The 21,792-nt window shown below is 72.8% G+C and carries 24 protein-coding genes; 12 read left to right on the top strand and 12 right to left on the bottom strand.

Going from position 1 to position 21,792, the window contains the following annotated elements; translation table 11 throughout:
- The first annotated feature begins 132 nt into the window (after nucleotides 1-132).
- On the top strand, nucleotides 133-2,106 hold the full coding sequence (locus tag ACIBST_RS28945) for an ATP-dependent DNA helicase (RefSeq protein WP_397176184.1): 1,974 nt from the start codon (nucleotides 133-135) through the stop codon (nucleotides 2,104-2,106).
- 219 nt (nucleotides 2,107-2,325) lie between these two features.
- Here ACIBST_RS28945 and ACIBST_RS28950 read toward each other — a convergent pair whose 3' ends face one another.
- Genes ACIBST_RS28950 through ACIBST_RS28975 form a run of 6 tightly spaced genes read right to left on the bottom strand, consistent with a single transcriptional unit; the run spans nucleotide 2,326 to nucleotide 6,917 of the window.
- Nucleotides 2,326-3,078 (bottom strand): SGNH/GDSL hydrolase family protein, encoded by a 753-nt coding sequence (locus ACIBST_RS28950; RefSeq protein ID WP_397176185.1) that lies wholly within the window; start codon nucleotides 3,076-3,078, stop codon nucleotides 2,326-2,328.
- On the bottom strand, nucleotides 3,075-3,509 hold the full coding sequence (aroQ, locus tag ACIBST_RS28955; protein WP_352363963.1) for a type II 3-dehydroquinate dehydratase: 435 nt from the start codon (nucleotides 3,507-3,509) through the stop codon (nucleotides 3,075-3,077). The genes ACIBST_RS28950 and aroQ overlap by 4 nt, the downstream gene beginning before the upstream one ends.
- The gene (gene aroB, locus ACIBST_RS28960) at nucleotides 3,506-4,576 is read right to left on the bottom strand and encodes a 3-dehydroquinate synthase (RefSeq protein ID WP_397176186.1); all 1,071 of its coding nucleotides are present in this window, start codon (nucleotides 4,574-4,576) and stop codon (nucleotides 3,506-3,508) included. The genes aroQ and aroB overlap by 4 nt, the downstream gene beginning before the upstream one ends.
- On the bottom strand, nucleotides 4,573-5,073 hold the full coding sequence (locus ACIBST_RS28965) for a shikimate kinase (RefSeq protein WP_397176188.1): 501 nt from the start codon (nucleotides 5,071-5,073) through the stop codon (nucleotides 4,573-4,575). Before ACIBST_RS28965 ends, aroB begins: the two co-directional genes overlap by 4 nt.
- 37 nt (nucleotides 5,074-5,110) lie before the next feature.
- Nucleotides 5,111-6,292: a chorismate synthase gene (gene aroC, locus ACIBST_RS28970; RefSeq protein ID WP_358284964.1), complete on the bottom strand. Its 1,182-nt coding sequence runs from the start codon at nucleotides 6,290-6,292 to the stop codon at nucleotides 5,111-5,113.
- 43 nt (nucleotides 6,293-6,335) lie between these two features.
- Nucleotides 6,336-6,917, bottom strand: a complete 582-nt coding sequence (locus ACIBST_RS28975) for a prepilin peptidase (RefSeq protein WP_397176189.1) — start codon at nucleotides 6,915-6,917, stop codon at nucleotides 6,336-6,338.
- 266 nt (nucleotides 6,918-7,183) lie between these two features.
- Between ACIBST_RS28975 and ACIBST_RS28980 the strand changes: the two genes are divergently transcribed.
- The gene (locus tag ACIBST_RS28980) at nucleotides 7,184-7,567 is read left to right on the top strand and encodes a hypothetical protein (RefSeq protein WP_357992478.1); all 384 of its coding nucleotides are present in this window, start codon (nucleotides 7,184-7,186) and stop codon (nucleotides 7,565-7,567) included.
- A 23-nt stretch (nucleotides 7,568-7,590) separates the two neighbouring features.
- On the top strand, nucleotides 7,591-7,971 hold the full coding sequence (locus tag ACIBST_RS28985) for a hypothetical protein (protein WP_397176191.1): 381 nt from the start codon (nucleotides 7,591-7,593) through the stop codon (nucleotides 7,969-7,971).
- A 160-nt stretch (nucleotides 7,972-8,131) separates the two neighbouring features.
- Here ACIBST_RS28985 and ACIBST_RS28990 read toward each other — a convergent pair whose 3' ends face one another.
- Nucleotides 8,132-8,668 carry an SseB family protein gene (locus ACIBST_RS28990; RefSeq protein WP_397176192.1) on the bottom strand — a complete coding sequence of 179 codons (537 nt, stop codon included), beginning with the start codon at nucleotides 8,666-8,668 and terminating at the stop codon, nucleotides 8,132-8,134.
- A 122-nt stretch (nucleotides 8,669-8,790) separates the two neighbouring features.
- Here ACIBST_RS28990 and ACIBST_RS28995 point away from each other — a divergent pair, with 122 nt between their 5' ends.
- Nucleotides 8,791-9,399 (top strand): nucleotidyltransferase family protein, encoded by a 609-nt coding sequence (locus tag ACIBST_RS28995; protein ID WP_397176193.1) that lies wholly within the window; start codon nucleotides 8,791-8,793, stop codon nucleotides 9,397-9,399.
- On the opposite strand, the gene ACIBST_RS29000 is transcribed toward ACIBST_RS28995, so the two are convergent.
- Nucleotides 9,396-10,496 carry a ring-opening amidohydrolase gene (locus ACIBST_RS29000; RefSeq protein WP_397176195.1) on the bottom strand — a complete coding sequence of 367 codons (1,101 nt, stop codon included), beginning with the start codon at nucleotides 10,494-10,496 and terminating at the stop codon, nucleotides 9,396-9,398. The two genes, ACIBST_RS28995 and ACIBST_RS29000, sit on opposite strands and share 4 nt — an antisense overlap.
- A 180-nt stretch (nucleotides 10,497-10,676) precedes the next feature.
- On the opposite strand from ACIBST_RS29000, the gene ACIBST_RS29005 reads away from it, so the two are divergent.
- The 3 genes from ACIBST_RS29005 (at nucleotide 10,677) to ACIBST_RS29015 (ending at nucleotide 13,205) form a co-directional block, all read left to right on the top strand.
- A complete protein-coding gene (locus ACIBST_RS29005) occupies nucleotides 10,677-11,345 on the top strand; it encodes an alpha/beta fold hydrolase (RefSeq protein WP_397176196.1) in 669 nt (222 codons plus the stop codon).
- 92 nt (nucleotides 11,346-11,437) lie between these two features.
- Nucleotides 11,438-12,085: a TMEM175 family protein gene (locus ACIBST_RS29010; RefSeq protein ID WP_397176198.1), complete on the top strand. Its 648-nt coding sequence runs from the start codon at nucleotides 11,438-11,440 to the stop codon at nucleotides 12,083-12,085.
- Between the two features lie 88 nt (nucleotides 12,086-12,173).
- Complete coding sequence (locus tag ACIBST_RS29015; RefSeq protein WP_397176200.1) at nucleotides 12,174-13,205, top strand: aromatic acid exporter family protein; 1,032 nt, start codon at nucleotides 12,174-12,176, stop codon at nucleotides 13,203-13,205.
- A 122-nt stretch (nucleotides 13,206-13,327) separates the two neighbouring features.
- Here ACIBST_RS29015 and ACIBST_RS29020 read toward each other — a convergent pair whose 3' ends face one another.
- Nucleotides 13,328-13,864 carry a carboxymuconolactone decarboxylase family protein gene (locus ACIBST_RS29020; RefSeq protein ID WP_352329931.1) on the bottom strand — a complete coding sequence of 179 codons (537 nt, stop codon included), beginning with the start codon at nucleotides 13,862-13,864 and terminating at the stop codon, nucleotides 13,328-13,330.
- Nucleotides 13,861-14,412, bottom strand: coding sequence for a peroxiredoxin (locus tag ACIBST_RS29025; protein ID WP_352329929.1), 552 nt, complete (start codon nucleotides 14,410-14,412; stop codon nucleotides 13,861-13,863). Before ACIBST_RS29025 ends, ACIBST_RS29020 begins: the two co-directional genes overlap by 4 nt.
- 116 nt (nucleotides 14,413-14,528) lie before the next feature.
- On the opposite strand from ACIBST_RS29025, the gene ACIBST_RS29030 reads away from it, so the two are divergent.
- Entirely contained in the window at nucleotides 14,529-15,452 is a 924-nt protein-coding gene (locus tag ACIBST_RS29030; protein WP_397176202.1) for a LysR substrate-binding domain-containing protein, read from the top strand.
- A gap of 5 nt (nucleotides 15,453-15,457) precedes the next feature.
- Here ACIBST_RS29030 and ACIBST_RS29035 read toward each other — a convergent pair whose 3' ends face one another.
- The gene (locus ACIBST_RS29035) at nucleotides 15,458-16,459 is read right to left on the bottom strand and encodes an aldo/keto reductase (RefSeq protein ID WP_397176203.1); all 1,002 of its coding nucleotides are present in this window, start codon (nucleotides 16,457-16,459) and stop codon (nucleotides 15,458-15,460) included.
- Between the two features lie 147 nt (nucleotides 16,460-16,606).
- Between ACIBST_RS29035 and ACIBST_RS29040 the strand changes: the two genes are divergently transcribed.
- Nucleotides 16,607-17,161: a TetR/AcrR family transcriptional regulator gene (locus ACIBST_RS29040; RefSeq protein ID WP_397176205.1), complete on the top strand. Its 555-nt coding sequence runs from the start codon at nucleotides 16,607-16,609 to the stop codon at nucleotides 17,159-17,161.
- A gap of 6 nt (nucleotides 17,162-17,167) precedes the next feature.
- Here ACIBST_RS29040 and ACIBST_RS29045 read toward each other — a convergent pair whose 3' ends face one another.
- Complete coding sequence (locus ACIBST_RS29045; protein ID WP_397176207.1) at nucleotides 17,168-18,337, bottom strand: pyridoxal phosphate-dependent aminotransferase; 1,170 nt, start codon at nucleotides 18,335-18,337, stop codon at nucleotides 17,168-17,170.
- Between the two features lie 25 nt (nucleotides 18,338-18,362).
- Here ACIBST_RS29045 and ACIBST_RS29050 point away from each other — a divergent pair, with 25 nt between their 5' ends.
- The 3 genes from ACIBST_RS29050 to ACIBST_RS29060 are packed head-to-tail and all read left to right on the top strand — an operon-like array spanning nucleotide 18,363 to nucleotide 21,791.
- On the top strand, nucleotides 18,363-20,084 hold the full coding sequence (locus tag ACIBST_RS29050) for an alpha/beta fold hydrolase (protein WP_397176209.1): 1,722 nt from the start codon (nucleotides 18,363-18,365) through the stop codon (nucleotides 20,082-20,084).
- A complete protein-coding gene (locus ACIBST_RS29055) occupies nucleotides 20,081-21,022 on the top strand; it encodes a DUF418 domain-containing protein (RefSeq protein WP_397176211.1) in 942 nt (313 codons plus the stop codon). Before ACIBST_RS29050 ends, ACIBST_RS29055 begins: the two co-directional genes overlap by 4 nt.
- Entirely contained in the window at nucleotides 20,982-21,791 is an 810-nt protein-coding gene (locus tag ACIBST_RS29060; RefSeq protein WP_397176212.1) for a carbon-nitrogen hydrolase family protein, read from the top strand. The genes ACIBST_RS29055 and ACIBST_RS29060 overlap by 41 nt, the downstream gene beginning before the upstream one ends.
- The last annotated feature ends 1 nt before the right edge of the window (nucleotide 21,792 follow it).

A 21,792-nucleotide genomic window follows, 5' to 3' on the forward strand; every position in this document is an offset into this window, starting at 1 on the left:
TGACCAGTCGGAGTTCCGCTCGACAGTGTGCCACGCGAGTCCGGCGAGGAGCCCGGGAACGCCGGGATGCGCATGACCGGACACAGGGCGTCCCGGCGCGTCGGCCCGGGATTGCGGGTACCGTTGACGACCGTGCCGGACTCCCATCTCCCGTCAGTGGACGAACTGCTCAACATCGCGGTCGGCGCTCTCGGAGGGAGCGAACGGCAGGGCCAGATCACCATGGTCAAGGCCGTCCAGAAGGCCATCGACGACGAGGAGCACCTGGCCGTCCAGGCGGGCACGGGCACCGGCAAGTCGCTGGCCTACCTGGTGCCCTCGATCCGGCACGCCATGGACAGCGACTCCCCCGTCGTGATCTCCACGGCCACCATCGCGCTGCAACGCCAGCTCGTCGACCGCGACCTGCCCCGGCTGGCCGAGGCGCTGGGCAAGGAGCTGCCGCACGAGCCGACGTTCGCCATGCTCAAGGGCCGGCGCAACTACCTGTGCCGCTACAAGGCGACGGCGGGCTGGCCCGAGGAGGACGAGCAGGACCAGCTCTTCGACCCGCGCGAGGTGAGCGCGACCGGCCGCATGGTCCAGCGCATCCAGGAGTGGGCCGAGGAGACCGAGACGGGCGACCGCGACGAGCTGGTGCCCGGCGTGAGCGAGCAGGCCTGGCGGCAGTTCTCGGTGAGCGCGCAGGAATGCCTGGGCGCCACCCGCTGCCCGAGCGGCCCCGAGTGCTTCGCCGAGCTGGCCAGGGCGCGCGCGGGCGAGGTCGACGTCGTGGTGACCAACCACGCGCTGCTGGCCATCGACGCCATGGGCGACCTGCCGGTGCTGCCCGAGCACGAGGTCGTGGTCGTCGACGAGGCCCACGAGCTGGTCGACCGGGTGACCTCGGTGGTCACCGCCGAGCTGTCGGAGGCGTCGGTGATGCTGGCCGTGCGCCGTGTCGGCCGGCTGATCGAGCAGCCGCTCGCCGACCAGCTCATGGAGGCCGGCGAAGACCTCAAGGCGCTGCTGGCCGCCGCGCCGCCCGGCCGCATCGACGAGCTGCCGCAGGTGCTCGGCCTGACGCTGCAGCTCATCCGCGACACGGCCTGGCGCTGCATCACCGCCATGGGCTCGCGCAACGCCGACAAGGACGATCCCGACAAGGCGGGCCAGCGCAAGGCCGCCTTCACCGCGCTCGACGAGGTGCACGACACCGCCGTGCGCATGCTCGACGCCTACGGCCACGCCTCCGAGGCCGACCGCGCCGAGGTGGTCTGGCTCGACGGCGCCACCGACCGCCGTCCGCCCATGTTGCGGGTCGCGCCGCTGAGCGTGAGCGGCATGCTGCGCGAGCGGCTGTTCGGCGAGCGCACGGTGGTGCTCACCTCCGCCACGCTCGCCCTCGGCGGCACGTTCGACGGGCTGGCCGCGCAGTGGGGGCTGGGCGACAGCAAGCGCTGGCAGGGCATCGACGTCGGCTCGCCGTTCGACCACCCGCGCGCCGGCATCCTCTACGTCGCCAAACACCTGCCCCAGCCGGGCCGCGACGGGCTGCCGCAGCAGTATCTCGACGAGATCACCGAGCTCATCGAGGCGGCCGGCGGGCGCACGCTGGGGCTGTTCTCCTCGATGCGCGCCGCCAAGGCCGCCACGGAGGCGCTGCGCGAACGGCTCGACGTGCCGCTGCTGTGCCAGGGCGACGACTCGACCATGCTGCTGGTCAAGCAGTTCGCCGAGGACGAGCCGACCTGCCTGTTCGGCACGTTGTCGCTGTGGCAGGGGGTCGACGTCCCCGGGCCGTCGCTGCGGCTGGTCATCATCGACCGGGTGCCGTTCCCGCGCCCCGACGATCCGCTCACCTCGGCCCGGCAGCGGCACGTCGCGGCGCGCGGCGGCAACGGGTTCATGGCGGTGGCGGCCAACCACGCGGCCCTGCTGCTGGCCCAGGGCGCCGGCCGGCTGCTGCGCGCGCAGGACGACAAGGGCGTCATCGCGGTCCTCGACCCGCGCCTGGCCACGGCCCGGTACAGCGGTTTCCTGCTGGGGTCGTTGCCGCCGTTCTGGCGCACCACCGACCCGGCCGTCCCGCGCGCCGCGCTCAAGCGCCTGTCCACCGAGTCCTGACCGCCGCGGGCCCCCTCAGGCGACAGTCCTCTTCCTTACGGCTTCGCCTGGTCAGGCCACCCGCCATACGGGGCGGGCGGCCTTCCAGGAAACGCCCGCTGACCCTTCACCGGCGGGCCGCCGTCACGCGAGCCCGCCTTGCCCCACTCCGTGGCCCCATCGGCCGCGGGAACGGCCCCTGGGCGGGCCCGATCTGGGAACGGCCCGGGGCCGGACCGGCTAGAACGGGGTGAGGTCGGGGCGCTTCGGGGTGAGGCCGTCGCCGGAGGAGGTGCCGCGCAGGCGGCGGGACATCCACGGCACCAGGTGCTCGCGGATCCACTGGGCGTCCTCGCGGCGCCGCGCCCGCGGGTCGACCAGCCGCTCCGGCCACTCCTTGCGCCAGTCGTCGAACGGCACCCCCAGCACGTCGAGCACGCGGGCCGCTACCAGGCGGTGGCCGTCCTCGTTCATGTGCAGGCGGTCGGTGCTCCAGGCCCGCCAGTCGCGCAGCCCCTGCATCGACCACTGGTCGACCAGCCGGCAGCCGTAGAGGTCGGCGATGGAGCGGATGTGCAGGTAGAAGATGGCGAAACGGCCGCGCAGCCGCCGCATCAGCGGCGTGTCGCGCGGATCGACCCCGGTGAACAGCAGCACGTCGGCGCCCCCGGCCCGCAGGTCGCGCACCGCGCGGGCCAGGCGCTTGGCCATCACGTCGGGGTCGCTGCCCGGCCGCAGCAGGTCGTTGCCGCCCGCGCAGAAGCTGACCAGGTCGGGGCTCATCTCGATGGCCCGCGGCACCTGCTCGGCGATGATCTGGTCGAGCAGCTTGCCGCGGACGGCCAGGTTCGCGTACCGGAACGCCGGGTCGTCGGCGGCGAGCCGTTCGGCGACGCGGTCGGCCCAGCCGCGGTAGTGCCCGTCGGGGCCTGGATCGTTCAGTCCTTCGGTGAAACTGTCCCCGAGTGCGACGAAGGACTTGTATTGCCTCATGAGCTGCTGTTCATCTCCGCGATAGCGTGTAGCGCCAGGACGTAGGACTGTAGTCCGAATCCGGCGATCGTGCCCGTCGCCACCCCGGCGACGACCGAGGTGTGGCGAAACTCTTCCCTCGCCGCGGGGTTGCTGATGTGCACCTCGACGAGCGGCGCGGTGCGCTGGGCGATGGCGTCGCGCACGGCGTAGGAGTAGTGGGTGAAGGCGGCCGGGTTGAGCACGACGGGGATGCGGCCGTCGGCGGCCTCGTGCAGCCAGCCGATCAGCTCGGCCTCGTCGTCGGTCTGGCGCACCTCGACCTGCTCGCCGAGCTTGCGGCCGGTCTCGCGGCACAGCTCGGCGAGGTCCTCCAGCGTCTCGGCCCCGTAGACGTCGGGCTCGCGGGTGCCGAGCCGGCTCAGGTTGGGGCCGTTGAGCACGAGGATCATCGTGCGATCTCCTTGTAGGCGGCTTCGAGCAGCTCTTCGGCGGGGTCTTCGAGGCGCCCCGGCCTGGCCAGGTCGTCGAGGACGACGAAACGCTGCTTGGCGCCCCGGTTCTTCTTGTCCAGCCGCATGTGGTCGCGCAGCCGCGGCCAGGCGCCGGCGTGGTAGGAGACCGGCAGGCCCACGGAGGTGAGGATCGCGCGGGTGCGGGCGGCCAGGTCGGCGCGGCCGGACAGCCGGGACAGCTCGGCGGCGTAGACCATGCCGATGGCGACCGCCTCGCCGTGGCGGATCGTGTAGTGCTCGTCGCGCTCGATGGCGTGGGCCAGCGTGTGGCCGTAGTTGAGGATCTCGCGCAGGCCCTGCTCGCGCAGGTCGGCGCCCACGACGCCGGCCTTGACGCGGATCTTGCGCTCGATCAGCTCGCGGGTGTGGGGGCCGTCGGGCCTGGTGGCCCCCTCGGGGTCGGACTCGACCAGCGTGAGGATCTGCGGGTCGGCGATGAAGCCGCCCTTGATGATCTCGGCCAGCCCCGCCACGTAGTCGGCCTTCGGCATGCCGGGCAGCACGGCCAGGTCGCAGAGCACCCCGGCGGGCGGCAGGAACGTGCCCACCAGGTTCTTGCCCTCGGGGGTGTCGATGCCGTTCTTGCCGCCGACGGCGGCGTCGACCATGGCCAGCAGCGTCGTCGGCACGAGCACGACCTGCACGCCGCGCAGCCAGGTGCCGGCCACGAACCCGGCCAGGTCGGTCGTCGCGCCGCCGCCCACGCCCACGACGGCGTCGGAGCGGGTCAGGCCGTGGCGGCCGAGCGCGGACCACAGGCCGGCGGCCACCTCGGGCGTCTTGCACGCCTCGCCGTCGGGGACGGGCAGGTCGGCCACCTCGTAGCCGGCCTCGGCCAGCGCCGCGAGGACCGGGCGGGACAGCTCGGGCAGGCCCTGCGGCCGGACGACGGCGACCGTGCGCACGCCCGGCCGGAGCAGGCCGGGCAGCTCGGCCTGCACGCCGCTGCCCACCACGACGTCGTAGGGGCTGTCGCCGGGGACGGGGATCCGCGTCGCGGTCATGCGGGCAGGCCCTCCAGGATCTCGTCGGCGAGCTCGCCGGGGTCGCGCTTGTCGGTGGCGAGCGTGACCACGGCCAGGCGCTCGTAGACCGGCCGCCGCTCCTCCATCAGCTTCTTGAGCTGGCTGCGCGGGTTGAGCACGAGCAGCGGCCTGGCCGAGCCGAGCCCGACCCGCTGGACCGCGTCGGCCAGGCCCACCTGCAGGTAGACCACGTGGTGACCGGCGAGCAGCGCCTGGGTCTCCTCGTTGAGCACGGCGCCGCCGCCGAGCGACAGGACGCCGTCGTGCTCGGCCAGGGCGCGGCGCACGGCCTGGTGCTCCAGCTCGCGGAAGCGGGCCTCGCCGTCCTCGACGAAGATGTCGGCGACCGGCTTGCCGGCCTCGGCCTCGACGTCGGCGTCGGTGTCGCGGAAGGCGACGCCGAGCCGTTCGGCCAGCAGCCGCCCGATCGTGGTCTTGCCGGATCCGGGCGGGCCGATGAGCACGGCTCTGGTCACTGGTCGCTCACCCCTTCTCGTGCGCTCGGCGCGGCCGTCACTTGATCACCATCGAGGAGAGGTAGCCGGACAGGTTGCGGGCGACCTCCTCCACCGAGTCGCCGCCGAACTTCTCCAGGGCCGCGTCGGCCAGCACCAGCGCGACCATGGCCTCGGCCACGATGCCCGCGGCCGGGACGGCGCACACGTCGGAGCGCTCGTGGTGGGCCTTGGCCGCCTCGCCGGTCTTGACGTCGATCGTGGCCAGGGCCCTCGGCACGGTGGAGATGGGCTTCATGGCGGCGCTGACCCGCAGGACCTCGCCGTTGGTCATGCCGCCCTCGACGCCGCCCGCGCGGTTGGTGACGCGCTTGACGCCGTTCTCGGCGGTGTACTCGATCTCGTCGTGGGCGCGCGAGCCGGGCCGGCGGGCGGTCTCGAAGCCGTCGCCGACCGCGACGCCCTTGATCGCCTGGATGCCCATGAGGGCCGCGGCGAGCCGGGAGTCGAGCCTGCGGTCCCAGTGGGTGTAGCTGCCCAGGCCGGGCGGCAGGCCGTAGGCGAGCACCTCGACGACGCCGCCGAGCGTGTCGCCTTCCTTGTGGGCCTGGTCGATGACGGCGACCATGGCGGCGCTGCCCTCGGGGTCGGAGCAGCGGACCGGGTCTTCGTCGATCCTGGCCAGGTCGCCGGGGCCGGGCAGCACCTCGGTGGGCGTCTGCGCGCCGCCGATGGAGGTGACGTGGCTGACGATGTCGACGCCGAGCGCCTGCTTCAGGAAGCGCCTGGCGACCTCGCCGAGCGCGACGCGGGCCGCGGTCTCGCGGGCGCTGGCCCGGTCGAGCACCTGGCGGGCGTCGTCGAAGCCGTACTTCTGCATGCCGGCCAGGTCGGCGTGGCCGGGGCGGGGACGGGACCGCGGCGCGTTGCGGGCCAGGCCCTCCAGCTCGGCCGGGTCGACCGGGTCGGCCGACATGACCTTCTCCCACTTGGGCCACTCGGTGTTGCCGACGCGGACGGCGACCGGGCTGCCCATGGTGCGGCCGTGGCGCACGCCGCCGACGATCGTCACCTGGTCCTGCTCGAACTTCATCCGCGCGCCGCGGCCGTAGCCGAGCCTGCGGCGGCGCAGGGCCTCGTCGATCGCGGCCGTGGTCACCTCGACCCCGGCGGGCAGTCCTTCGAGGATGGCAACGAGTTCGGGGCCGTGGGACTCTCCGGCCGTCAACCAGCGCAACATGACTCCAAGTCTTCCACGTGCGGCCGGGTGGGATGTCCGTCGTTCACCAGCCGAGACAGAGCGCCACGAAAGCACCGAGCAGCATGAACGGCCCGAAGGGGAACTGGGTGTGCCGGTCGCCCCGCCCGGTGAGCAGCAGCGCGACCGCGTACAGCGCGCCGAGCACCTGGCCGGCGAACGCCGCGGCGACCCACGTCTGCCAGCTCATCGCCGCCGCCGCCATGCCGATGAGCCCGGCCAGCTTGACGTCGCCGAGGCCCATCGCGGCCGGCCTGGCGAACCACAACAGGCCGTAGACGGCCGCCAGCGCCGCCGCGCCGAGCAGCGCGCGCGGCAGCTCCCCGGTGGGGAGCAGGGTCAGTGCGATGATCGGGTACGCGGGCAGCGTGATCGCGTCGGGCAGCAGGGTGGTGCGCCAGTCGATGACCGCCAGCGCCGTGCCGGCCAGCGCGAGCCCCGCGTACGGCGGCCCGGCGAGCCAGGCGGTCAGCGCCGTCACGGCGGCGGTCAGCAGTTCCACGCCGGGCGGCCAGGACGGCGGGGACGCGAGGTCGTCGTAGGCGTCGGCCAGCGCCCTGACCTGTCGTCCGGCGACCAGACCGAGCAGCGCCATGAGTGCGACCACGACCAGACCCTAATCCGGCGGCCGGGCGGCCGTCCCGCGATCGCGGCGGGCGGCCCGGGTATGGCGTGCGCCAAGAGCGAACCCGCGTCCCGGCGGGCCCCGGCGCCCCGGACGGAGGGCCGCGACGCACGCCGGCGGTCATGGGTTCGGGGGCGATCCCCCAAGGAACTTTGATCGTCCGGGACGGGGTGGCACGCGGCTGCGGGGGTGGTCAGGAACTTACTTTCTGTCGTGGCCCCCCGGAAGAGTGACCGAGAGGAAGACCCATGTTCCGTGGCATCCTGGCCGGCGGCCTCGCGCTGAGCGCCGCAAGCCTCATCATGACCGGCCCCGCCGCGTACGCCGACCTGCAGGCCCCTTACGCGCGGGCCGCGGCGATCGTCGACGCGGACGGCGAGCTGAACAACGGCAAGAACATCCTCAAGACGTGGCGGGCCTCGACCGGCCGCTACTGCGTGATGGTCGACAGGCACGTCACCACGTCCACCGCGGTGATCCAGATCACCCCGCGGGCGCCCCGCCGCCTGCCGTTCATCGCCTACCGGAACTCGTCGGCGACCTGCCACGAGTCCAACACCATCACCGTCGGCGTCTACGACACCAGCACCGGCCGGCTCGCCGACGGCGGCTTCGACCTGACCATCTCCTGACCGAGAACCGAGGGAGCACCCATATGAACATCATCCGGCGCGCCGCCGGCGTCGCGCTCGTCGCGGCGGCCGTCCTGACGCCCGCGGCGGCGTACGCGGACACGCCGTACGCCCAGGCCTCGGCCACCGTCCGGGCGGACGGCGTGGTGACCGACAGCAAGAACGTCGAGGAGGCCAAGCGCATGTTCCGCGGGACGTACTGCGTGATCCTCGGCGAGGACGTCGACTACGACGGCGACCTGGCGATCCACGTGACGCCGATCGGCCGGTCCACCTACCCGCGCTCGCTGTCGGTGCAGCGCGGGGCGGCGATCTGCGGCGGCCACTACCGGGCGATCGCGGTCTACAGCCAGCTCGCCGACGGCGTGGCGGCCGACACCGGGTTCTACCTGACCGTCTCCTGACGACCTGCCTCGCCGTCTCCTGACGACGTCCGGCGAACGCCCCCGGCCGGTGACCGACACCGGCCGGGGGCGTCGGCGCGTCCGGCTCGTGGGGAGAAGCGGCGCTCAGCCTTCCCGCGGGAGAAGCGGCGCTCAGCCGGTTCGGCTCGGGAAGCGGCGCTCAGCCGGTTCGGCGGGAGAACCAGCGGCGGCGGGGCGGGGCGGGCTCCATCCTGGCGACGGTGACGCCGCCGAGCTGGTCGACGGTGCCGGACTCGACCGCGGCCAGCGCCCTCAGCACCTCGCCCTCGATCACGAACTGCACCGGCCCGGCCACGTCGACCACGACCGCCGCGGCCTCCTCGTGCACGGCCGCCCGGCAGACCTGGAGCGTGCCGGTCTGGATCGGGCGGGCGTCCTTGCGCCATCTGGTCAGCGCGTCGGTTCCGGTGAAGGCGAGCACCGCGTGCCTGCCGTCGTGGCCGACGAGCTTGGGCAGCGCCATCTCGCTCTCCTTCTCCTGGCGCAGCCCGTGCTCACCGACCTCCGACTCGGTCAGCAGGGCGACCACCGGGACCAGCAGCCGCGCGCCGCTCAGCGCGGCCAGCACGTCGGCGGGGCCGCACGCGCCCGCCTCGTAGGCGGCCAGGGCGGCGGCCACGGCGGGGGCGGCGCTGCCGTCGTCGTCGGGGTCGAGTGGCTGTGGGATGGTCGGCACAACGAACGAGACTACCCGCGGGCGCCACCGCCCCCGCTCCGGGAGGCGCCCTGGAGACGTTCCGGCGGTGCTCGCCGGCGTTCCGGCGGTGTTCTGTCGGGGCGGGCTGTTAGACAGGTGGGGTGCGGATCTCCCGGCTTCCCCTCGACGAGCAGACCGCGGCCGTGCGGGCCGTGCTGGAGACCGACCCGGTGCTGGTCCGGGTGCTCGGCGGGGCCCGCGCGCTCGGCCTGCCCGGCTGGTGGCTGGCGGCGGGCGCGGTCGTCCAGGCGATCTGGAACCACGTGACCGGACGTCCGGCGGGCTACGGCGTCAAAGACTATGACCTCATCTATCACGATCCGTCCGACCTGTCGTGGGAGGCGGAGGACCGCGCGATCAGGGCCGGGCGCGAGCTGTTCGGCGACGTGCCGGTGGAGATCCGCAACGAGGCCCGCGTCCACCTGTGGTACGAGCGCCGCTTCGGCGTGCCGTGCCCGCCCTACGACAGCTCCGAGGCCGCGATCGACTCCTTCCCCAGCACCACGAGCGCGATCGGCGTCCGGCTCACCGCGTCGGGGGCGTGGCGGGTCTACGCCCCCTACGGCGTGGCCGACGCCTTCAACCTCGTGCTGCGTCCCAACCCCCGGCAGGCGCCGCGCGAGGTCTACGAGGCCAAGGCGGCACGCTGCGCCGAAGCCTGGCCCGAGCTCACCGTGCTCCCCTGGTGCCCGCCGGGGCCGTCCAGCTAGCCGAGGTCGGCGAGGTCGGCGATGGCCGCGACCGGCCCGCCGCCCGACGGTCCCTGGTGCACGGCGGCCACCGAGACGAACACCGCGGGGTCGCCGGTGACCGAGGCCGCCACCCCGCCGACGGCCGCCTTGATCTGCCGGTGCCAGTGCACGTCGGAGTCGTCCAGCATGATGTTGCGCCGCCCGCGCACCCGTCCCGACGGGTCGGCCTCGCACTTCATGAACACGTTGACCAGCCGCCCGCCGAGGTCGGCCGGGCGGGGGCGGTCCGGCAGCGGCAGCCCGGAGTCCCTGATGGCCGCCCAGATGCCGTCGGCGTCGAGCGCGTCCTTCATGACGCTGTGCCCGATGCGGTAGCGCCCGCCGATGCCGCGCACGTTGCCCACCAGCACGATCTGCGCCCGGTCCAGCTCCACCCCCGACGAGCACGAGGCCACCGACGAGTACAGCGACAGGTCCTTGTGGATCTGGTCGGCCCTGGGCATGTCGATCTCGCCGAGCGCGACGGCGATGCCGAGCGCGGTGGTGGAGTTGGACAGGTCCATCGACGGGCCGGTCTCCTCGATGGCGGTGTCCTGGCCGCGGCTCCTGGCCTCGGTGATGGTGGCCAGGGTGAGCAGCGGCGTCTTGGTCTGCACGTAGTGCACGTCGCGGGGGTCGTCGATGCCGGCGATCTTCATGGCCTCCCGCACCCCGGCGGCCACCTTCTCCACCATCGCCGGACGGCCGATGTCCTCGGGCAGGATCACCTCGCTCATCGCCACGCCCACCGACAGGCGCGGCTCGTCGCTGGGCGGCGCGTCCGCCGTGGTGGCGAAGACGGTGGCGTGCGGGCTGAGGACGCCGTCGGTGCCGCCCGACCACACCAGCGGCACGCTCTCGGGGGACGGGTGCCCGTGCTCGGCCAGCACCTCGCGGAAGGCCCGGTCGGCCAGGATGCGCGTGTAGTCGTTGACGCCGCCGTTGCCCTCGGTCTTGCCGATCACCGCGAGCACCCGCCGCGCCTCGATCACCCCGTCCTCGATGAGCCGGGACAGCCCGGAGGCGTCGGTCACGCTCTCGATCGGCACCTTTCGCACTTCAATCGGGTCCGGCATGCGTTGCCCCTTCTCCAGTACCGGCTTCCCCACCGTCGCGACGCTAGCCGAGCGGCCCGGCGGGGTTCATGGGCAATGTCTGCCCATGAACGGCCGCGGCGATGTCAAGGTGCGCTGGCCGGTGAAGCTCTCGGCGGAACCTTGAGGCAGACAAAAGGGCCGAAGGTAGTGTTCCTGGATGTGATTCGCGAAGCCCACGTCAACGGCATCAAGCTCGTCTACCGCGAGGAGGGCGACCCCGCCGCCCCGCCGCTGGTCCTCGTCCACGGCAGGACCGCGAACCACAACGACTGGAACGGCATCACCCGGCACTTCGCCGCCCGTCACCACGTCCTGGCCCCCGACCTGCGCGGCCACGGGGCCAGCGACCGTCCGGGCGAGTACGCGGTGAGCACGATGGCCGAGGACGTCGTGGCGCTCCTCGACCACCTCGGCCTCGACCGCGTCCGGCTGATCGGGCACTCGCTCGGCGGCATGGTCTCCTACCACGTGGCCATGCGCCACCCCGGGCGGGTCGAGCGGCTGGTGCTGGAGGACGTGCCGGCGCCGTACCCGATCGAGGGACGCCAGCCGCTCGTGGAGGACGACTCCACCGGCTTCGACTGGCGGATGATGCACCAGACCGAGCCGTACATCGCCGACCCCGACCCGGCGCTGGCCGCCGAGCTGGGGAAGATCACGGCGCCCACGCTGGTGGTCTCGGGCGGACGGCTGAGCCCGTTCGACGCCCCCGGGCTGGCCCGCCTGATCCCCGGCGCCGAGCTGGTCACGATCGAGGCCGGGCACCTCGTCCACGCCACGGAACGGGCCGCCTTCCTGGCCGCGGTGGACGCCTTCCTGGACCGGTGAGCCCGGGCAGGTCCGGACCTCTATGCTGGTCGTCCCCCCACGAGTCACGGAGACCCGCTGTGTCCAGCCCCCCACCGGCCCCCCGTCCCGGCATGACCCCGGAGCGGGTCGGGATGTTCAGCGACGCGGTCTTCGCGATTGCTATCACGCTGCTCGTCCTGGAGATCCCCCGTCCGGCGGAGGGCGACTTCCGTGACCTCGCGGGCTTCCTGAGCCATCACCAGGGCTCGTTCGCGGCGTTCGCGCTGGCCTTCCTCATGCTGTGGTTCAGCTGGCGGGCCCACCACACGCTCTTCGACCAGCTCCACCGGGTCTCCCAGCCGGTCCTGCTGCTGCACGTGCCGCTGCTGCTGTGCTCGGCGTTCCTGCCGTACACGATGAACCTGTGGAGCGAGATGTCGGCGGCCGACATCGACGTGCAGGCGTCCAAGGGGCTGGCGCTGGCGCTGTTCGCCGGGACGGAGGCCGTCCTGATGTTCTGCCAGGGCGCGCTGTTCACGCTGGCCCTGACGCAGGGGCTGCTCAACGCCGGCGCGAGCAGGCGGCGCATGGCCACCTCGGCCTGGGTGTACTGGGGCTGCGGCGTGCTGTGGGCGGTCAGCGCGGTCCTGGCCTTCGGCGTCGGGGAGAACTCCACGTTCCTGTGGATGGCCACGCCGGTCGTGGTCGCGGTCATCGTGCTCGTCCGCAGGCGGCTCGCGCCCGGCGCGGTTCAGCCGGATGTCACGGGGCAAACGTGACCTCAATGTCACAAAGATCCGCCAAGGTGAAAAGGTGCGAACGAGGCTCAGCGATCACGTAAGGGAACGACTGGGCACGTTCGGTCTCATGGCGCCCTCGATCGTGCAGTGCGCGGTGGGCGCGGCGCTGGCCTGGATCGTCGCCGTCGACCTGCTCGGGCACGCCCGGCCGTTCTTCGCCCCGATCTCCGTGCTGATCTGCGTCGGCGTGGGGCTCGGGCAGCGGCTGCGGCGCGTCGCCGAGCTGGTGGTGGGCGTGAGCCTCGGCGTCGGCGTCGGCGACCTGCTGGTGTCCTGGATCGGCTCGGGCCCCTGGCAGCTCGCGCTGGTCGTCGGGCTTGCCATGGCCGTCGCGCTGCTGCTCAACGGCGGGGCGCTGTTCGTCGCGCAGGCGGGCTCGTCGGCGGTGCTGGTGGCCACGCTGCTGCCCGGCGAGAACGCCGGCGGCCTCGACCGCATGGCCGACGCGCTCACGGGGGGCGTCATCGGCGTCGCGGCGGTCGCGCTGATGCCCGCCAGCCCGTTCACGATCGCCGCCAAACACCTGTCGGGGGTGCTGGACGCGCTGTCCACCGTCCTGGAGCAGGCGGCGGAGGCGATCGAGAAGCGGGACGTCGACCTGGCCGCCGAGGCGCTGGACGAGGCGCGGACGACGCAGGCCGCCGTCGAGGAGTTCGCGATGGCGCTGGAGACCAGCAAGGAGATCACCATGATCTCGCCGCTGCACTGGCATCGCCGGGCCGCCCTGGCCCGGTACGAGACCGCCGCCGTCCCCGTCGACCTGGCCCTGCGCAACGCCCGGGTGATGGTCCGCCGCACGCTGGCGGCGCTGGGCGAGGCGAGCCCGCCGCCCACGGCGCTGGCCGAGGCGATGCGGGAGGTCTCGGAGGCGGCGCTGCTGCTGCAACTGGAGCTGGCCGCCGGGCGCGATCCCCTGCTGGCGCGGCAGGCGCTGCTCGCGGTGGCCGGTCGCGAACGGCCCGAGCGGCTGGGCTTCTCGGCGCACGTCATCATCGCGCAGCTGCGGTCGATCGCGGTGGACCTGTTGCAGGCCACGGGCCTGGAGCACGAGCAGGCCAGCCAGGCGCTCACGCCGCTCGACGAACCCCGAAGCAGCTAGCACCCCCGCGCACGCCGAAGGCGGGCGCCCGTACGGGCGCCCGCCTTCGCGGTTCTTGCGGTCACGCGGTTCTTGCGGTCACGCGGTTCTGCGGTTCGCGTCTTCGCGGTTCCGCGGGGAGGTCAGACCGTCTGGAGCGCGGCCTCGGCCTCCAGGGTCGCGGCGGTGGCGTTGATCACGGCGGCCACCCGCAGCGCCTCCTGGACCTGCTCACGCGGCATCCCCGCGCCCCGCAGCACCTGCTCGTGCGACTCCAGGCAGCGGCCGCAGCCGTTGATCGCGGAGACCGCCAGGCACCACAGCTCGAAGTCCGTCTTGTCCACGCCCGGGTTGCCGATCACGGTCATCCGGAGCCTGGCCGGCAGCGTCGCGTACGTCTCGTCGCCGATCAGGTGGGTGGCGCGGTAGTAGACGTTGTTCATCGCCATGATCGACGCGGCCGCCTTGGCGGCGGTGAACGCCTCGGCCGACAGGTGGTCGGCGGCGTCCTGCGAGAGCTCGGCGATGACCCGCGCCGACCTGGTGGCCAGGGCGCACGCCAGGACGGTGCCCCAGAGCTGCTGGTCGGTCAGCGACGAGGTGGTCGTGACCGAGCCCAGGTTGAGCCTGGTGTCCTTGGCGTAGTCGGGCAGGAGCGACTTCAGGGTGTCGACGCTCACTGGGCCAGCAGCTTCTGGGCGTCGAGGCCGGCCTCGCCCTTGTTCCAGTTGCACGGGCACAGCTCGTCGGACTGCAGCGCGTCGAGGACCCGCAGGACCTCCTTGACGTTGCGGCCCACGGAACCGGCGGTCACCATCGAGAACTGGATCTCGTTGTTCTGGTCGACGATGAACGTGGCGCGCTGGGCGACGCCGTCCTGGCCGAGCACGCCGCAGGCCTGCGACAGCTCGCGCTTGATGTCGCTCAGCATCGGGAAGGGCAGGTCGCGCAGGTCCTCGTGGTTCTTGCGCCAGGCGTGGTGCACGAACTCGGAGTCGACCGAGACGCCGAGCACCTGCGCGTCACGGTCGGCGAACTCGCCGTTGAGACGGCCGAACTCGGCGATCTCGGTCGGGCAGACGAACGTGAAGTCCTTCGGCCAGAAGAACACCACGCGCCACTTGCCCTCGTAGGTCTTGTGGTTGATCTCAGCGAACGCCTTGTCGGGGTCGAGGTCGACGCAGGCGGTGAGTTCGTACTCGGGGAAGCGGTCACCGACGGTGAGCAAGTTCCTACTCCTTCGGAGGAAGTGCGGGTCAGGGCACCTACGTTGCCGCACCTACCATTGATTCGAGAAATCGAGTAGTTGGACCAATCTGAGAGGTGATTCCTATCAGTGAGCCCATGCCCACCCTCGCTCAGCTGCGCTCCTTCCTCGCCGTGGCCGAGCATCTCCACTTCAGGGAGGCGGCGACGGCACTGAAGATGAGCCAACCCACCCTGTCCGGAAATATCTCCTCATTGGAGGAGATATTGGACACACAGTTGCTGGAACGGACCACCCGGAAGGTGCTGCTCACCTCCGCCGGCGAGCGCGTGGCCGAGCACGCCTGGCGGGTGCTGGCCGCCGTGGAGGACCTGATGGGCGAGGCCGCCCAGAACCGCGAGCCCTTCAGCGGACCGGCCCACCTCGGCGTGATCCCCACCGTGGCGCCGTACGTGCTGCCCGCGCTGCTGCCCATGTTCGCCCAGCGCTTCCCGCAGCTCAAGCTGACCGTCCACGAGGCCAAGACGGACACGATCCTGGAGGAGGTCCGCGAGGGGCGGCTCGACCTGGTCCTGCTCGCCCTGCCGACGGACGTGGGCGGCCTGGTGGAGGCGCCGCTCTACGACGAGGAGTTCCTGCTGGCCCTCCCCCACGACCACCCCCTGGCCGCCGACTCCGCGCCGCTCGACCGCGACGCGCTCAAGGGCCTGGACATCGTGCTCCTCAACCAGGGCCACTGCCTGCGCGAACAGGCCATCGACGTGTGCCGCGAGGTGGGCGCGCGGGCCACCGCGACCACGTACGCGACCAGCCTGCCGACGTTGGTGCAGCTCGTGGCGGGCGGCCTCGGCGTGACGCTGCTGCCGGAGTCGGCCGTGCCGGTGGAGACCGGCAAGCGGGTACGCCTGGCGCTGCGCCGCTTCGCCGCCCCCGCCCCCGGCCGCACGATCGGCCTGGCCTACCGCGCCTCCTCGGCCCGCGTGGCCGAGTACGACCAGCTCGCCAAGGCCGTCCGCACCGCCATCCGCCAACGCCGCCTCCCCGTCAAGCTCACCTCGTGACCGCGTCAGCGGGGGACGAGGTGGAAGAAGGAGGCGTCGGCGGGGGTGGGGGTGGGGTCGGAGAGGTCGTCCAGGCGGGTGGTCGCCTCCGGGGGGAGGGTGAGGTCGAAGGCGGCCAGGTTCTCCCGTAGCTGCCGTACCGAGCGTGGCCCGAGCAGCACCGACGTGACGCCGGGACGTCCCGCGACCCAGGCCAGGGCGACCGCGGCCGGGTCGGCGCCCAGGCCGGCCGCGACCTCGGCCAGCCCCTCGGCGACGGCCAGGTTGCGGTCGTTGAGCAGCGACTGCGCCCAGCGGGCCGCGCCGGGCATCGCGGCGCCGAGCAGGCGGCCCATGCGGCTGTCCGGGTCGGGGATCTCGCCGCGCCGGTAGCGGCCGGTCAGGACGCCGCCGCCGAGCGCGCCGTACACCACCGTGCCGAGGCCGAAGCGGGCGCAGGCGGGCAGGATCTCGTCCTCGACGAGCCGCTGGAGCAGCGAGTACTGCGGTTGCAGGCTCACGAACGGCGTGCCGCCCACCCGCTCCGCGGCCCACTGCGCCTCGACGATCTGCGCGGCGGTGAAGTTGGAGCAGCCGAGGTAGCGCACCTTGCCCGAGCGGACGAAGCCGTCGAGGGTGGCCATCGTCTCCTCGATCGGCGTGCCCGGGTCCCACTGGTGGCACTGGTAGAGGTCGATGTAGTCGGTGCCGAGGCGGCGCAGGCTGGCCTCCAGGGCGCGGGTGAGGTGCCGTCTGGACAGGCCCCGCCCCTCCGGGCCGACCGGCATGGCGCCCTTGGTGGCCAGCACGACCCACTCGCGCCTGCCGCGCAGCGCCCGGCCGACGATCTCCTCGGTCTCGCCCCGGTGGTAGAGGTCGGCGGTGTCGATGAAGTTGCCGCCCGCGTCGAGATAGGCGTCGATGACGCGGCCCGCCTCGGTCGCGTCGCCCGCGGCCAGGCCGTGCTCGGTGCCGAAGTTCATGGTGCCGAGGCAGGCGCGGGAGACGCGCAGCCCGGAACGTCCCATGGCGTGGAAGTGCACGAATGCCCCTAGAATCGGAATGACTGTTCCGCTTGGATGCCGGGAACGATACGGAACAACGGTTCCGGATGTCAACGCGAAGGATGTCCGCGCGAAGGATGTCCACGAAGGATGTCGACGTGAGGAGGGCCCATGCGTGCCGACGCCCGGCGCAACCGCGCCCGCGTGCTGGAGGCGGCCGAGGTCGTGCTGGCCCGCGACGGGCTCGACGCCTCGATGCGCGAGATCGCCGCGCTGGCCGGCGTGGGCGTGGGGACGATCTACCGCCAGTTCCCCACCAAGGAGGCCCTGTACGCGGCGATCGTGACCGACCGGCAGGAACGGCTGGCCGAGATGGCCGAGGAGCTGGCCGGCGCCGCCGACGCCGGAGCGGCCTTCTTCGAGTTCTTCGACCGCATCGTGGCCTACTCGACCGTCAAGAAGATCCTGGTGGACGCCCTGGCCAGCGCGGGCATCGACGCCAAGGCGGGCGCGCCGGACATCAGGGGCGCGATCGGCGCGCTGCTGGAACGGGCGCAGCGGGCGGGGGCGGTGCGCGCGGACGTGGGCATGGCGGAGCTGCTCGCCCTGCTCAGCGCCGCCTGCCTGGCGGCGCAGCACCACAACTGGAGCGACGACCTGCGGGCCAGGGCCCTGGCCGTGCTGTTCGACGGCCTGCGCGGGCCCGCTTCTGCGACAGGCGGCTGAGCCCGGCTACCCCTGCGACAGGCGCTTGAGCCGGGTCACCGCCTCGTCGATGACCTCGTCCTTCTTGCAGAAGGCGAAGCGGACGAAGTGCCGGCCGCGTTCGGGGTGCTCGTAGAAGACCTGCGTGGGGATGGCCACCACCCCGGCCAGCTCGGGCAGGCGGCGGGTGAGCTCCAGGCCGTCGGTGAAGCCCAGCGGCCGGATGTCGGTCTGCACGAAGTACGTGCCCGCCGGCCCGAACACCTCGAAGCCCGCCGCCGCCAGCCCGTCCATCAGCCGGTCGCGCTTGTCCTGGAGCCCGGCGCGCAGCGCGGCCACCCACTCCAGCTCGGTGCGCAGCCCGTACGCCACCGCGAGCTGCCAGGGCGCGCTCGCGGTGAAGGTGAGGAACTGCTTGACCGTGGAGACCGCCCGCACCAGCTCGGGCGGCGCGCACACCCAGCCGGTCTTCCAGCCCGTGACCGAGAACGTCTTGCCCGCCGAGGAGATCATGACCGTGCGCTCGCGCATGCCGGGCAGCGTGGCCAGCGGGACGTGCTCGACGCCGTCGAAGGTGAGGTGCTCGTAGACCTCGTCGGTGATCGCGATCAGGCCGTGCCCCTGGCACAGCTCGGCGATGACCGTCAGCTCGTCCCTGGTGAAGACCGTCCCTGTCGGGTTGTGCGGTGAGTTGACCAGGATCGCCCGGGTGCGCGGCGTGACGGCGGCGCGCAGCTCGCCGGGGTCGAAGGTGAAGCGGCCGTCCACCGGACGCAGCGTCACCGCCGCGAGCCTGGCCTGCGCCAGCGCGATGGAGGCCGCGTAGGAGTCGTAGTACGGCTCGAACGCGATCACCTCGTCGCCCGGCTCGCACAGCGCCAGCACGCTCGCCGCGATGGCCTCGGTGGCGCCCACGGTGACCAGCACCTCGCCCGCCGGGTCGTAGTCGAGCCGGTAGTGGGCCATCCGGTGCTCCGAGACCGCCTGCCGGAGCTCCAGCACCCCGGGCCCCGGCGGGTACTGGTTGGCGCCCGAGGTGATCGCCTGCACGGCGCGGTCGAGCATGGCGGCCGGGCCGTCGGTGTCAGGGAAGCCCTGTCCGAGGTTGATGGACCCGGTCTGCACGGCGAGCGCGCTCATCTCGGCGAAAATCGTCGTGCCGAAGGCGCGCATCCTGGAAACAAGTGGTTCGGTCACGCCCCCACACTATTAGTCTCGTCTCGTGATCATCCGGGTCGTGCTAGCCCTCGCCCTGAGCGTTCCCCTCGTCACGCCTGACACGCCCCCTCCCCTGGAGGCCGCGCCCTGCCCGGTCGTCGTGCCGGAGCACACCGTCTGCGGGTTCCTGCTGGTCCCCGAGCGCCGCGACACGCCGGGCCGGACCGTCAAGGTCGGGTACGCCGTGCACACCTCGACGGCCCCGGGCCGCAGACCCGACCCGATCGTCTACATGGGCGGCGGGCCGGCGTCGTCGTCATTACAGCTCACCGGCTTCCTGAGCCAGATGTTCCCCGACCGAGACGTGGTGACGATCGAGCAGCGCGGCGGGAAGTACTCCCGTCCGGTGCTGGGCTGCCCCGAGACGGCCGAGGCGCTGCTCGGACGGCTGCGCAGGCCGCCCGCCGACGTGGGCGCGGCGGCCCGGCGCTGCCGCGCCCGCCTCCAGGAGCAGGGCGTGGACCTGCGCGGCTACAACACCAAGGAGATCGCCGCCGACGTGGTCGCCCTGCGCCAGGCGCTCGGCCACCCCTCCTGGAACCTGTTCGGCGTCAGCTACTCCACCCGCGTCATGGCCGACGTCGCCGCGGCCGACCCGCAGGGCGTGCGGTCGGTCGTGCTGGACTCGTTCCTGCCCGAGTCCGTGGCCTGGTACGACGACGCCGACCGCAACCTGCGCGACACCGTGGCCGCGCTCGGCGCGGGCGACGCCTTCGACCGGCTGGTGGCCCGGCTCAACCGCTCGCCCGCCCGGGTGCCGACCACCGATCCGCTGCTCGGCCGGCCGTTCACGGCGACGATGTCCGGCGACGACGTGGCCACCGTGCTCGCCGAGGCGCTGCACGAGGCGGACGTGTCGGCCGTGGCCCCCGCGCTGGTCGGCGGGCTGGCCGAGGGGCACGACGAGCTGCTGCGCCCGCTGGCCGACGCGGTGGGCGAGGGGCTGGTGTCGCACGAGTTCGGGCTGTACCACGCGGTGCAGTGCCAGGACGAGGTGCCGTTCAACACCTTCACCACCAAGTCCCGACTTTTCACGGTAAATGCGGACAAGGCGGTGTGTGATGCGTGGCAACTTCCCAAATCCGTCCCCGTGAACGCCGTCCCCAAGGTCCCCGTCTACGTCGTCGGCGGCGACCAGGACCCCACCACCCCCGCCAGGACGGCCGGGCCCGCCGCCAGGGCCATCCCCGGCGCCCGGTTCGAGACGTTCCGCGGCAGCCACGCCGTCTTCCTCACCAGCGCGTGCGCCAGGAAGCACATCGCCGAGTTCGTCGAGGCCCCCGTCGGCGTGCCGCCGGGGGCGTGCGAGCCCGACCCGGCCCAGCCGCCCACGCTCCGGCTCGCCGACACGCACGTCACCGGCGCGCCTTACCGGATCTCGCAGGCGCCCTGGTTGGCCGCGCCGTTCGCGCTGTTCGCGCTCGTCGCGCTGGTCCAGCTCGGGGCCGGCGCGCTGCGCGGCAGGGCGGTGACCGCCTTCGCGGGGCTGGCCGGGGTGGCGTTCGCCGGGCTGACCGGCCAGGCCCTCTACGGGATGGCGAGCAGGAACGAGACGGCCCTCGCCGTCGGCGTCCCGGGCGCGGTCGCCGGCCTGTACACGTGGATCGCGGTGGCCTCGGCCGTGCTGAGCGTCGCGGCCCTGGTCCACGCGCGGCGGTGGCCGCACCTCGTGGCGGCGGTCGCCGGCGCCGGATTCCTCGTATGGTGGTTCACCTGGTTCCTGTGAGGCGCATCCGCGAGCTGGACGCCCTCCGCGGCTTCGCGGTGGGCGGCATCATGCTGGTCAACACCTGGCAGCACGCGAGCCACGTGCCCTACACCGGCATCGACCGCGCGATCGAGGCGCTGTTCCAGAGCCGCTTCTACCCGATCTTCTCGCTGCTGTTCGGCATCAGCTTCGTGCTGTTCCTCGACCGTTCGGGGAGCCGCTGGGCGCTGGCCCGCCGGCTGGCCTGGCTGGCCTGCTTCGGCCTGCTCCAGCACACCTTCTACGAGGGCGAGGTGCTGACCGACTACGCCCTCTACGGCCTGGCGGTGCTGCTGCCGGCCTCGTTCCTGCCGGGCGGCCTGCCGGTGCTGGCGCTCGGCGTCGTGGCGACCGTCTGGGCCGCCTGGCACGGCGCGGGCCCCTCGCTCATCCCCGGGCTGTTCCTGGTCGGCATGGGGCTGATGCGGCTGCGCCCGCCGCGGAGCCTGCTGGCCCCCGTGTTCGCGGCCTCGGCGCTGACCTCCCTGGTGCTGACGGTCACCTGGGCGGGCGTCGCGGAGACGCCGGGGGCGGGCGACTGGACCGTCTACAGCGTGGCCGCGCTGTCGGGGGCGGCGGCGTACGCCACCGGGCTGCTGCTGGCGCTGCGGCCGTGGTCGTCGGCCCTGCTGGAGCCGCTGGGCCGGATGGCGCTGACGAACTACGTCACCGGCACGGCGGTGATCGCGCTGTGCACGGTCCCGCTGAAGACCGGCGCGACCCGCTGGCCGGTCCTCGCGGTGGCGCTGACGACCGTGGTGGCGCAGACGTTGTTCAGCGGCTGGTGGCTCACCAGATTTCGGTACGGCCCACTTGAGTGGATCTGGCGGTGCCTGACCTGGTTTCGACTGGTGCCCAACCGGTTAGAGTCGGGCCGTGACCACAATCGCCCTCTGCCAGATTCCGGTCTCTCCTGACCCGGCCACCAACCTCAAGAGGGCCAGGGAGGCGCTCGCCCGCGCCGAGGGGGCCGACCTGGCGATCTTCCCCGAGGCCACGCTCACCCGCTACGGCAGGCGCGTCACCGAGCTGGCCGAGCCGCTCGACGGCCCGTTCGTGTCGGGGCTGGCCGAGGCGGCCCGCACCCACGGCCTGGCGGTGATCGCCGGCGTGTTCGAGCCGGGCGAGGGCCCGGCCGGCGCCAAGGTGCACAACACGGCCGTGGCGATCGGCCCCGACGGCGAGATCAGGGCCGCCTACCGGAAGATCCACCTGTTCGACTCCTTCGGCTCCAAGGAGTCCGACCTGGTGGCGCCCGGTGCCGAGCCGACCGTGGTCGAGCTGGCCGGGCTGCGCGTCGGGCTGGTCACCTGCTACGACATCCGCTTCCCCGAGCTGACCAGGGCGCTGGTCGACAAGGGCGCCGACCTGTTCGCGGTGATCGCCGCCTGGGGGTCGGGCCCGCTGAAGGAGGACCATTGGGTCACGCTGGTCCGCGCACGGGCCCTGGAGAACACGATGTGGACGGCCGCCGTCGGCCAGGCGCCCAACCCGGAGGAGTCGAAGGACGGGTTCGGCGTGGGCCGCAGCATGCTGGTCGACCCGCTCGGAGTGGTCCGGGCCGACCTCGGCACCGGTCCTGGGGTCCAGCTCGTCCGCCTCGACACCGAATGGACGGCCACCGCCAGGGCCATGCTCCCGTGTCTGGATCACCGGGTGCTCAAGGGTCAACCGACCGTAAAGTAGA

The sequence above is a fragment of the Nonomuraea sp. NPDC049684 genome (assembly GCF_044465345.1).
Lineage (GTDB): Bacteria > Actinomycetota > Actinomycetes > Streptosporangiales > Streptosporangiaceae > Nonomuraea.